Source organism: Mycobacterium sp. 852002-51613_SCH5001154 (assembly GCF_001667425.1).
In the GTDB taxonomy this organism is placed as follows: Bacteria; Actinomycetota; Actinomycetes; order Mycobacteriales; family Mycobacteriaceae; genus Mycobacterium.
In genome coordinates this window covers 57,378-68,872 of record NZ_LZII01000014.1, presented here as the reverse complement: position 1 = coordinate 68,872, position 11,495 = coordinate 57,378, and the positions used below count along the sequence as shown (strand labels likewise).

The 11,495-nt window shown below is 68.6% G+C and carries 9 protein-coding genes; 6 read left to right on the top strand and 3 right to left on the bottom strand.

Going from position 1 to position 11,495, the window contains the following annotated elements; genetic code table 11:
* Positions 1–1,206: cell wall metabolism sensor histidine kinase WalK (locus A5750_RS05020; protein WP_067261458.1), on the top strand; the 1,206-nt coding region annotated here is incomplete at its 5' end.
* Between the two features lie 52 nt (positions 1,207–1,258).
* On the opposite strand, the gene A5750_RS25190 is transcribed toward A5750_RS05020, so the two are convergent.
* The 3 genes from A5750_RS25190 to A5750_RS05010 form a co-directional block, all read right to left on the bottom strand.
* Positions 1,259–1,498 carry a hypothetical protein gene (locus tag A5750_RS25190; protein ID WP_082959047.1) on the bottom strand — a complete coding sequence of 80 codons (240 nt, stop codon included), beginning with the start codon at positions 1,496–1,498 and terminating at the stop codon, positions 1,259–1,261.
* A 128-nt stretch (positions 1,499–1,626) separates the two neighbouring features.
* Positions 1,627–2,418, bottom strand: coding sequence for a trypsin-like serine protease (locus A5750_RS05015; RefSeq protein WP_067261434.1), 792 nt, complete (start codon positions 2,416–2,418; stop codon positions 1,627–1,629).
* A gap of 135 nt (positions 2,419–2,553) precedes the next feature.
* Positions 2,554–3,321, bottom strand: coding sequence for a TVP38/TMEM64 family protein (locus A5750_RS05010; protein WP_067261432.1), 768 nt, complete (start codon positions 3,319–3,321; stop codon positions 2,554–2,556).
* Positions 3,322–3,490: 169 nt separating this feature from the next.
* On the opposite strand from A5750_RS05010, the gene mutA reads away from it, so the two are divergent.
* The 5 genes from mutA to A5750_RS04985 all read left to right on the top strand — a co-directional run bounded on the left by mutA (position 3,491) and on the right by A5750_RS04985 (position 11,479).
* Positions 3,491–5,368 carry a methylmalonyl-CoA mutase small subunit gene (mutA, locus tag A5750_RS05005; protein WP_067261429.1) on the top strand — a complete coding sequence of 626 codons (1,878 nt, stop codon included), beginning with the start codon at positions 3,491–3,493 and terminating at the stop codon, positions 5,366–5,368.
* A 5-nt stretch (positions 5,369–5,373) separates the two neighbouring features.
* Positions 5,374–7,626 carry a methylmalonyl-CoA mutase gene (gene scpA, locus A5750_RS05000; RefSeq protein ID WP_067261427.1) on the top strand — a complete coding sequence of 751 codons (2,253 nt, stop codon included), beginning with the start codon at positions 5,374–5,376 and terminating at the stop codon, positions 7,624–7,626.
* Positions 7,627–8,616, top strand: coding sequence for a methylmalonyl Co-A mutase-associated GTPase MeaB (gene meaB / locus A5750_RS04995; RefSeq protein ID WP_067261425.1), 990 nt, complete (start codon positions 7,627–7,629; stop codon positions 8,614–8,616).
* Positions 8,617–8,678: 62 nt separating this feature from the next.
* Positions 8,679–9,965, top strand: coding sequence for a serine hydrolase domain-containing protein (locus A5750_RS04990; RefSeq protein WP_067261423.1), 1,287 nt, complete (start codon positions 8,679–8,681; stop codon positions 9,963–9,965).
* 236 nt (positions 9,966–10,201) lie between these two features.
* Complete coding sequence (locus tag A5750_RS04985; protein ID WP_067261456.1) at positions 10,202–11,479, top strand: glycosyltransferase; 1,278 nt, start codon at positions 10,202–10,204, stop codon at positions 11,477–11,479.
* Positions 11,480–11,495: the final 16 nt, after the last annotated feature.

Genomic DNA, 11,495 nt, shown 5'->3' with positions numbered 1-11,495 from the left:
CCGCCGATGATGGCGCTGCAGCACGGACCGCCGCCCCCGCCGATGGGCGGGCCCATGGGCGGCTTCGGGTTTGCGCCGCCGCCCGGCCCGCCCGGGCCGCCGCATGGATTCGGGACGCCCGGCGAGGTCTCCCCGCCACCGCCCCCCCCCCCGGACGCCACCGCGACGGCCCTGGTGCGTCCGCTGCCGAATGGCGCCCGGGTGATCCTCGTCGCCGACACCACCCAAACCACGCAGGTGACGCATCAGTTGCGGCTGCTGATGATCGGGGCGGGCGTGGCAACCCTGGTGGCCGCCGCGCTGTTGTTGGTGGCGGTCAGCCGGGTGGCGTTGCGCCCGCTGGACCGGCTGACGGCGCTGGCCAACGACATCCGCACGGGTGATCGCGGGCGACGGTTGCGACCCGACCGCGCGAATACTGAATTAGGCCGCGCGGCAAGCGCTTTCGACGGAATGCTGGACGCTTTGGAGGCCTCGGAGCGCCGGGCGCAGCGCGCCGCCGACGCGGCCCAGCGCGCCGAGACGGCTACCCGGCGCTTCCTGGTGGACGCCGCCCATGAACTGCGCACCCCGATCGCCGGGATTCAGGTCGCCGCCGAGCAACTCGCCAACAGCGCCTCCCAGCAAGGCGACGACGGGGCAGACGGTCAATATCGCCGGGCCAGCCTGCTGCTGTCGGACGCCCGCCGCGCCGGTCGGCTCGTCTCCGACATGCTCGATCTGAGCCGCATCGACGCCGGGCTGCCGTTGGACACCCAGCACGTCGACCTGGCCGCGATCGCGGACGCCGAAGCCGACCGAGCGGCCATGCTGGCACCGCAACTCGCCGTCCGTCGCACGGGCCTGGCCGAGCTGACTGTCAACGCGGACCCCACCCGGCTCGCGCAGATCCTGTCCAATCTGCTCGACAACGCTCGTCGATACACCTCGCCGGGAGGCTCCATCATGATCGACGTCCGCACGCACGAAGGCACCGTGGAGGTGACCGTAACCGACAGCGGGCCCGGCATTCCCGACGACGAGCGGGAGCGGATCTTCGAGCGCCTGGTGCGGCTGGACGCCGGGCGCGCCCGCGATCACGGCGGCGCCGGGCTGGGCCTGCCGATCGCCCGGGCGCTGGCGCGTGCGCACGGCGGCGAGCTGGTGTGTTTGCCGCACGACGGCGGTGCCGAATTTCGGCTTACCCTGCCGGTCGAACGCCGGTGAGTGGTGACCGCCCCGGATGAGGCGGCCACCACTCCGTGCGCCTAGCGCGCCGTCAGAATCCCGGCGGCGGTGGCCGGAAAGGGTCGCCCGGCCCCTGTGGTGGGGGCGGCCCAACCGGTCCACCCGGCCCCGGTGGCCCGCCGAACGGTCCCCCCGGATGCTGCGGTCCCGGCTGTCCGGGCGGCGGTGGCGGTGGCGGATCCGCACTCGCCACCGCGGCGCCGAAGCCGGCCACGGCCGCCCCGAGGGCGCCCGCGAGCAGCGAACCGGCGATGAGTTGTTTGATTTTCACTCGGCCCATCTCTCCCTTGCTGTAGACGGTCATTCACCCGTTGGGTGCGCAACTGCGCCTCGCGCACCGCAACGTCCGCGACGCTAGGAAGTCAGCCTGAAGTCAACCTGAAGGAGAACCGCGAACCGTCAGCCGGACGGGGCCTCCGCGATCACTGCGGTGAGCCGCCACTTGTCCAGCCACGGCTGGATGAGTTCGGCGACCGAGAACTTCGCCGGGACCGAGCACCCGGGCTTATGCCTGAACGGGTCACCCCCGCGGATCAGGATGCCGACGGCGCGAACCGTGCCGTTGCCTTCGTCGAGATAGACGGGGCCGCCGGAATCGCCGCATTGGCCGGGTGCCATGAACACGACCTTGCTGCCGGTGACCTCGGTGATCGGACCGCAGGTCGCCTCGCCCGAGCCCATGCCGAATTTGCACAGTTCCTGGCCGGGCTGCAGGTCGGTGGCGACGCCGGAGACCGGCAAGGAGGCCCCGATGGCCGGGTTCTGCGGGACGTTGTCGCCGTTGAGCACGATGAGGCCGATGTCGTGCTGTTCGCTGTGAACGCCCTCGCTGACCGTCTGGCTGAACGTGCCCAGCGTCGCATAGGGGAGGATGCCGGCGAAGTTCATCGTCACCTTGCTGGCCCCGCCGGAGCGGTTGCAGTGGCCCGCGGTGAGGACACCGACCTGACCGGTGCTGGTGCGCACCAAAAACCCGGCGGTGCAGCCCATTCCGCCCGTCCCGTCGGCGTACTGGACGTAAATGCCCGCACCGGGGCCGACCGCAGTCGACGCGGGCAGATCGATCGGCGACAGGAGCGGCGGCGGGGCGGCATCGTGCGCCGGGCCGGAATTCCTCGGCAACATGTAGACGGCGGTGATGAAGGCGGTGGCGCAGAAGAGCGCCGCAATGACCAACAACGCGGAATGCATCCTGGACCGCGGCGGGTACGGCGCTTGGATTCCGGCCAACAGCCCCCCTTTGAGCGTGGCGCCGGTGATTCTGCGTTCCAGCTTGCCAGCTTCGGCCCGGCGGCCGTGGCGATTAGGCAGATTTGCTGCGGGAGATCAGCTGATGGCGGCCGGCTCGGGGGACGGCCGGTCAGCGGAGGAACTGTGCGCGCGGCGATGGTGCCGGCGGTAGTGGCGGATCTCGATGACCAAGCCCGTCAGACCCAGGGTCGCCGTGCACACCGACACCAGGTACAGCAGTGAGCTGGGGTGACCGGCGAGCGCGTCGCCGAGGATCACCACGGCGGCGGTGCCGGGCAGCAAGCCGCCCAGCGTGGCCAGGGTGTACGGCAGCACCCGGACCGTCGAGGCACCGGCGGCGTAGTTGATCGCCGAAAACGGCACGGCGGGAATCAGTCGCAACGACAAGATGGCCAGCCAGCCCCGCTGCCGCAAGCGCTCGTCCACCGTGTCGATGGACCGGTGGCGAACCAGGCGGTTCAGCCGCCACCCGGCCGCGCGCACCAGCAGCATCGCGATCACCGCGCTCGCGGTGCTGGCACCCACCGCGATCGCCACACCCGTCAGCGGGCCGAACAGCAGCCCGGCGGCCAGGGTGAACGCCGTCCGCGGAACCGGCACCACGGTGGCCACGATGTGCGCGGCCAGAAACGCCAGCGGGAACCAGGGGCCGACCGACTCCGCCCAATCCCGCATCTGCACCGGGGTGGGCACTGGCAGCCATGAGGCGGCCGCGATCAACAGTGTGATACCGACCACTGTGGCGATCGCCCGGGGCCGCGACAGCAGACGCGCGGCGGCGCCCAGCGCGCCGCCGAGGTCGCGCAGCGTCCGGTTGATTTTGCAGGTGGCGGAAGCCGTCACGCCTGTAAAGGTTACGGGGCGCAGGTGAATAACTCGTTTCCCGAGGCTGGCGTTTCATCACCGGCCTGCCTTGCTGGTCGCGCCGCGCGGTTTTCAGCCGACAGGCTCGATCAATTAGCCTCATTAGTAAGTCGCAGGCCCCATTTGCTGGCAAAAAAGGGAGCAATCGGTGTCCATTGATGTACCCGAGCTCGCCGAACTAGAACAGGTTCGCGGGCGTTGGCGCAGTGCGGTCGCCGGCGTGCTGTCGAAAAGCACCCGGAAGGACCCCGAGGAGCTCGGCGACCAGCCCGAGCGGCTGCTGGAAACCCCGACCTATGACGGCATCGCCGTCCGGGCGCTGTACACGGCGCTGGACGAGCTGCCGGAACCGCCGTTGCCGGGCGAGTGGCCTTTCGTGCGGGGCGCCGATGCGCTGCGCGACGTCAAGTCCGGTTGGAAGGTGGCCGAGGCGTTCCCCGCCGATCGCGTCGCCGGAGTAACGGCCCAGGATGTCAACTCGGCGGTGCTCGAAGCACTCGGTAACGGGGCCGGCGCGCTGGTGCTGCGGGTGGGCGAATCCGGCGTGACGGTCGACCAGCTCGCCGACGCCCTGCAGGGCGTGCACCTGAGCATGGCGCCGGTCATCGTCGACCCGGGCGCGGACTACTCCGCCGCCGCCGACGTCATGTTGGCGTTGGCCGCCGGTGTCCAACCAGACCAGCGCGAAATACTCTCGATCGACCTGGGCGGCGACCCCTTCACCGCGGCACTGAGCGATCGTCCCGTGCCCGCGGTGGACGAGGTTGTCGCGGTCGCCAAGCGCGCGGCCCGGGAGCGCGGCGTGCGTGCGATCACCGTCGACGGGCCCGCCTTCCACAACCTGGGCGCCAACGCGACGTGGGAGCTGGCCGGCACCGTAGCCGCCGGGGTGACCTATCTCCGGACGCTCACCGAGTCGGGCATGTCGGTCGGGGAGGCGTTGCGGCAGATCAGTTTCCGGCTGGCCGCCGACGACGACCAGTTCGTGACGCTCGCCAAGATGCGGGCCGTGCGCCACCTGTGGGCGCGGGTCGCGGAGGTCGTCGGTGACCCCGACGGCGGCGCCGTCACCGTGCACGCCGAAACGTCGCTGCCGATGATGACCCAACGCGACCCGTGGGTGAACATGCTGCGCTGCACGCTGGCCGCCTTCGGCGCGGGCGTCGGCGGCGCCGACACCGTGCTGGTGCTCCCGTTCGACGTGGCGATCCCGGGCGGCTTCCCCGGCACGGCCAGAAGCTTCGCGCGCCGGATCGCCCGCAACACCCAGCTGCTGCTCTTGGAGGAGTCGCACGTCGGCCGGGTGCTGGACCCGGCGGGCGGTTCCTGGTTCGTCGAGGACCTCACCGCCCGGCTCGCGGAGCAGGCCTGGGAGCACTTCCAGGCCATCGAGGCGCGCGGCGGGTTCGTCGAGGCGCGCGAGTACGTCGCCGACCAGATCGCCGAGGTCGCCGCGCGCCGCGCCGACGACATCGCGCACCGCCGCACGGCGATCACCGGTGTCAACGAGTTCCCGAATCTCACCGAACCCGCCCTGCCGCACGATGATTCGTCGGCTTCACCGCTGGCCGCCGGCAACCTGCAGCGGTACGCCGCCGCATTCGAGGCGTTGCGCGATCGTTCCGACGCCTTCCTGGCCAGCACCGGTGCGCGTCCGCAGGCGTTGTTGCTTCCGTTGGGCCCGCTCGCCGAGCACAACATCCGGGCCACGTTCGCCGCAAACCTGCTGGCGTCGGGCGGCATCGAAGCCGTAAACCCGGGCACGGTCGACGCCGCCGGTGTCGCGAAGGCGGTCGCCGACGCGGGATCGCCGAGCGCCGCGGTCATCTGCGGCACCGACAAGCGCTACCAGGACGAGGCCGCCGCGATTGTCGAGGCGGCCCGAACCGCCGGTGTGTTAAGGATCTACCTGGCCGGCCCGGAGAAGGCCGTGGCCGACGCCGAGCACCGGCCCGACGAATTCCTGACCGCGAAAATCAATGCGGTCGAGGCCCTTTCGAACCTGCTGACTCGACTGGGAGCGTAGCCGCCATGACCACAACCGCACCCGTGATCGGTAACTTCGCCGACGTCCCGCTGAACGGCGACCGCCCGCTGCCGCCGCCCAACGAAGCCGCCGTGGAAAAGCACGTCGCGGCCGCCGCGGCGGCGCACTGGTACACGCCCGATCAGCTCGAGTGGCACACGCCCGAAGACATCGCCGTCAAGCCGGTGTACATCGGCGCCGACCGGGCCGCCGCGGTGGCCGGCGGTTACCCGCTGAACAGCTTCCCCGGCGAACCGCCATTCCTGCGCGGCCCGTACCCCACGATGTACGTCAACCAGCCGTGGACCATCCGCCAGTACGCGGGGTTCTCCACCGCGGCCGAGTCGAACGCGTTCTACCGCCGCAACCTGGCGGCCGGCCAGAAGGGCCTGTCGGTGGCCTTCGACCTGGCCACCCACCGCGGCTACGACTCCGACCATCCCCGCGTCCAGGGCGACGTCGGAATGGCCGGTGTGGCAATCGATTCCATTCTTGATATGCGTCAGCTGTTCGACGGTATCGACCTGTCAACGGTGTCGGTGTCGATGACCATGAACGGCGCCGTGCTGCCGATCCTGGCGTTGTACGTGGTGGCCGCCGAGGAGCAGGGGGTGCCGCCGGAGAAGCTGGCGGGCACCATCCAGAACGACATCCTCAAAGAATTCATGGTGCGCAACACCTACATCTATCCGCCCAAGCCGTCGATGCGGATCATCTCCGACATCTTCGGCTACACCAGCGCGAAGATGCCGAAGTTCAACTCCATCTCGATCTCCGGCTATCACATCCAAGAGGCAGGCGCCACAGCCGATTTGGAGCTGGCCTACACGCTGGCCGATGGCGTCGACTACATCAAGGCGGGCCTGGATGCCGACCTGGACATCGACAAGTTCGCGCCGCGGTTGTCGTTCTTCTGGGGCATCGGAATGAACTTCTTCATGGAGGTCGCCAAGCTGCGGGCGGGCCGGCTGCTGTGGAGCGAGCTGGTTGCCCAGTTCAACCCGAAGAACCCCAAATCGCTGTCGCTGCGCACACATTCGCAGACCTCCGGCTGGTCGCTGACCGCCCAGGACGCGTTCAACAACGTCGCGCGCACCTGCATCGAGGCCATGGCCGCGACCCAGGGCCACACCCAGTCGCTGCACACCAACGCCCTCGACGAGGCGCTGGCGCTGCCCACGGATTTCTCCGCGCGCATCGCGCGCAACACCCAGCTGCTGCTGCAGCAGGAGTCGGGCACCACGCGGCCCATCGACCCGTGGGGCGGCTCGTACTACGTGGAGTGGCTGACCCACCAGCTCGCGCAGCGCGCCCGCGCGCACATCGCGGAGGTGGCCGAGCACGGCGGCATGGCCCAGGCCATCAACGAGGGCATCCCGAAGCTGCGCATCGAGGAGGCCGCCGCGCGGACCCAGGCCCGCATCGACTCCGGGATCCAGCCGGTGATCGGCGTCAACAAGTATCAGGTCGAAGAGGACCAGGAGGTCGAGGTCCTCAAGGTCGAGAACAGCCGGGTGCGCGCCGAGCAGCTGGCCAAACTCCAAGAGCTGCGGGCCGGCCGCGACCAGTCCGCCGTCGACGCCGCCCTCGCCGACCTGTCCCGGGCCGCCGCCGCACACGGTCGCGCCGGCGAGGACGGGTTGGGTAATAATCTGCTGGCGCTGGCGATCAACGCCGCCCGAGCCAAGGCCACGGTCGGGGAGATCTCCGACGCGCTGGAAAAGGTATACGGCCGGCACCAGGCGGAGATCCGCACCATCGCCGGCGTCTACCGCGACGAAGCCGGAAAGGCCCAGAACATCGCAACCGCCACCGAACTAGTCGAGAAGTTCGCCGAGGCCGACGGCCGCCGGCCCAGGATTCTGGTGGCCAAGATGGGCCAGGACGGTCACGACCGCGGGCAGAAGGTGATCGCGACGGCCTTCGCCGACCTCGGCTTCGACGTCGACGTCGGCTCGCTGTTCTCCACACCCGAGGAGGTCGCCCGCCAGGCCGCCGACAACGACGCGCACGTCGTCGGCGTTTCGTCGCTGGCCGCCGGTCACCTGACGCTGGTACCGGCACTTCGTGACGCGCTCGCCGAGGTCGGACGGCCCGACATCATGATCGTGGTCGGCGGGGTCATCCCGCCCGGTGACTTCGACGAGCTCTACCGGGCCGGGGCCGCCGCCATCTTCCCGCCCGGGACGGTGATCGCCGAGGCCGCGATCGGCTTGCTGCACAAGCTTGCCGAGCGACTGGGTTACACGCTCGACTAGATGGCAGCCCGCAAGAGCGACACCGTCGAGGCGTTGGCCGACGCCGTTCGCGGCGGCGACCGCGCGGCGCTGCCGCGGGCCATCACGCTCCTGGAGTCCACCCGCGCCGACCATCACGAGAAGGCGCAGCAGCTGCTGCTCGCGCTGACCCCGGACTCGGGCAACGCGCACCGCGTCGGCATCACCGGGACCCCCGGGGTGGGGAAATCCACCACCATCGAGGCCCTCGGCATGCATCTGATCGAGCAGGGCCACCGGGTCGCGGTGCTGGCCGTCGACCCGTCGTCGACGCGCAGCGGTGGATCGATCCTCGGCGACAAGACCCGGATGGCGCGGCTGGCGGTGCACCCGGATGCGTACATCCGCCCGTCGCCCACGTCGGGCACCCTGGGCGGCGTAGCAAAGGCCACCCGCGAGACGGTGGTGTTGTTGGAGGCCGCCGGTTTCGACGTGATCATCATCGAGACCGTCGGCGTCGGTCAGTCCGAGGTGACGGTGGCCAACATGGTCGACACGTTCGTGCTGCTGACCCTGGCGCGCAGCGGCGATCAGCTGCAAGGCATCAAGAAGGGCGCGCTGGAGCTGGCCGACATCGTGGTGGTGAACAAGGCCGACGGGGAGCACCTCGCCGAGGCGCGGATGGCCGCGCGCGAGCTGTCCTCGGCGATCAGGCTGATTCATCCCCGTGAAACACTCTGGCGGCCGCCGGTTCTCACGATGAGCGCGACGGAGGGGACCGGCTTGCAGGAATTGTGGGACAACATCGAGCGTCATCGCCAGGTGCTCACCGAGGCCGGCGAGTTCGAGGCGCGCCGGCGCGCTCAGCAAGTCGACTGGACGTGGCAGATGGTGCGCGACACCGTCCTAAATCGGGTGCTGTCCAATCCGAAGGTGCGCAAGATGCGTGCCGACATCGAGCGCCAGGTCAAGGCGGGGGAGTTGACCCCCGCGCTTGCGGCGCAGCAAATATTAACGGCAGCGTCAGAATAACGGATAGATAAACAATCCGATTTCGCTCCGGGAAGGTGTGAAATCCAAGTAAATTCAAAAATGTGACGGTGGAAACCCGAGTCGATCGCCGCGCGGTCCCTGTCCACGATGACCTTGACGCAGGTCACCGTGTGTCCGGCGCGGCGGACTCACACTTCGGATGCGTCGTTCGCAGTTTCTCCAGCATGTTCCCCGCTCGCCGCTTCGGCGGCGGCGCGCTGGCGGTGTATCTGGACGGCCAACCCGTCGTGGACGTCTGGACGGGGTGGTCCGATCGAGGTGGCCATACGCCGTGGTCGGCCGACACCGCACCGATGGTGTTCTCGGCGACAAAGGGCATGGCGGCCACCGTCATTCACCGGCTCGCCGACCGCGGGCTGATCGACTACGAGGCGCCGGTTGCCGAGTACTGGCCGGACTTCGCGGCCAACGGCAAGGCGAACCTCACCGTGCGCGACGTGATGAGGCACGCTGCCGGCCTGTCGGGCCTGCGCGGCGCCAGCTCCGAAGACTTGCTGGACCACGTCGTGATGGAAGAACGGCTGGCCGCGGCGGCGCCGGGACGGCTGTTGGGCAAGTCGGCCTATCACGCGCTGACCTTCGGATGGTTGATGTCCGGCCTGGCCCGGGGCGTGACCGGAAAAGGCATGCGAGTGCTGATCCGCGAGGAGCTCGCCGAGCCGCTGGGCACCGACGGGCTGTACCTGGGTCGGCCGCCGGTCGGGGCGCCGACGCGGGTCGCCCAGATCGTGGCGCCGCAGAACCTCGTGCGGAACCCGGTCCTCAGCTTCGTGACGCGCAAGGTGGCGAACGAGCTGTCCGGCGGGTTCCGGTCCATGTACTTCCCGGGCATGGTAGCCGCCGTCCAGGGTGACACCCCCCTGCTGGACGCGGAGATCCCGGCGGCCAACGGGGTGGTGACGGCCCGTGGGCTGGCACGGATGTACGGGGCCATCGCCAACGGCGGCGAGGTCGACGGTATCCGGTTCCTGTCCCGGGAGCTCGTCGCCGGCCTGACCGGTCGACGGAGCCTGCGCCCGGACCGAAACCTATTCATGCCGCTGGCATTCCACCTGGGCTACCACAGCCTGCCCATCGGGAACGTGATGCCCGGCTTCGGCCATGTCGGGCTGGGCGGCTCGCTCGGCTGGACCGACCCGGCGAGCGGCCTGGCCTTCTCGCTGGTGCACAACCGGCTGCTGACGCCGTTCGTGATGACCGATCACGCGGCGTTCGTCGGCATCTACGCCCTTATTCGCAAGGCCGCCGAGAAGGCGCGCAAGCGCGGCTTCGAGCCGGTGACCGAATACGGGGCGCCGTTCTTCGAGCCGGGAGCCGTCGCCGGGTAAAGAATTCGGGCCAACCGGCTCAATATCGCAAAACCCCCTTGCGTCGGCTTTCGCAAATGACGGAAAGTTAGATGTTGGCTGCCCATGGCCGAACTCGGGGGAGGCGTTATGCGCTGTGGCACTGGTAATGGCGACAACCGGACGACTTTGACGCCGCTCAGGCGTCAAACCGATGGGTGCCGCGCATGAGTGAGATCGCGGCGCCCGCGCCGCCACAAGTCGGTGGTGATGCCCGGTTGAAGCTGGTGCTGGCGAGCTATGGGAGTCGCGGCGATATCGAGCCTTCCGTTGCTCTCGGTAGCGAATTGCTGCGCCGAGGGCACGAGGTTTGTATGGCCGTCCCGCCCAACTTCGTTGATTTCGCCAAAGAGGCCGGGCTTACGGCCCATGCTTACGGTCCCGAATTGCAGGCTTTTTGGGATGAGGAATTCCTTCGCGGCTTCTGGCCGAACATGCTCCGCAGTCTCTGGACCATCCGGGAGCCGATCAGGCTGGTGCGCGAGCTTTGGGAGCCCTGCCTTCGAGCCTGGCGGGAGATGAGCGAGACGCTGGCTTCGCTGGCCGGCGGGGCTGACCTGCTGTGCACTGGTCTGCTTTATCAGGATCTCGCTGTCAGCGTCGCGGAGGCGTACGACATCCCGTTTGCCACCCTTCATTACTTCCCGGTGCGGCCCAATGGCCAGCTTTTGGCCGGTGTGCCATCGCCCCTGATGTGTTCGGCGCTGACATTCCACGACTGGTTTTGTTGGCGCATGAACAAGAGGGCCGAGGACGCGCAGCGCCGTGAACTGGGCTTACCCGCAGCGAAGCGTGTCGCGGCGAGACGAATCGCGGAACGGGGATCGCTGGAAATCCAGGCATACGACAAGGCATTCTTTCCAGACTTAGAGGCTGAATGGGCAAAATGGGGCCCTCGGCGTCCCTTTGTCGGTCCTCTGACGATGGAGCTGACCACGGAGGACGACGATGAGGTTGCATCGTGGATTGCTTCCGGGAGACCGCCGATCTGCTTTGCCCTGGGAACCATCGCCGCCGAATCACCGGCCGCCACCCTCGAAATGATCGGCGTCGCCTGTGCGGAACTGGGCGAGCGGGCGTTGGTTTGTACGGGTGGGCGTGACTTCAGCAGCGGCGCAACGCAATTCGAACATGTCAATGTGATAGGTATGGCAAATTACGGCAGGATTTTCCCTGTTTGCCGTGCCGTCGTTCATCACGGCGGCTCGGGTACCACAGCCGCTGGTCTCCGTGCCGGACTTCCGACGTTGATCTGGTGGACGTCGGGCGATCAGCCCTTTTGGGCAATGGCGGTGAGACGATTGAAGGTCGGGACCGCACGGCGGTTCGCGGCCACTACCCGTGAATCGTTGGTCCAGGACCTGCGCCGGATCCTGGCACCCGAATATGCCGCTCGCGCTCGTGATTTCGCCCACCACATGACGAAACCCGCCGAAAGCGCCGCCCGAGCCGCCGATCTTGTGGAAGAGTTCGCCCGTGTGAAGCGTCTTGTCTGATCGCGGCGGGGCACTA

Coding starts and splice junctions, on each gene's coding strand:
- A5750_RS05015 (WP_067261434.1), bottom strand. CDS start 2,418: ATGCATTCCGCGTTGTTGGTCATTGCGGCGCTCTTCTGCGCCACCGCC.
- scpA (WP_067261427.1), top strand. CDS start 5,374: ATGACCACAACCGCACCCGTGATCGGTAACTTCGCCGACGTCCCGCTG.
- meaB (WP_067261425.1), top strand. CDS start 7,627: ATGGCAGCCCGCAAGAGCGACACCGTCGAGGCGTTGGCCGACGCCGTT.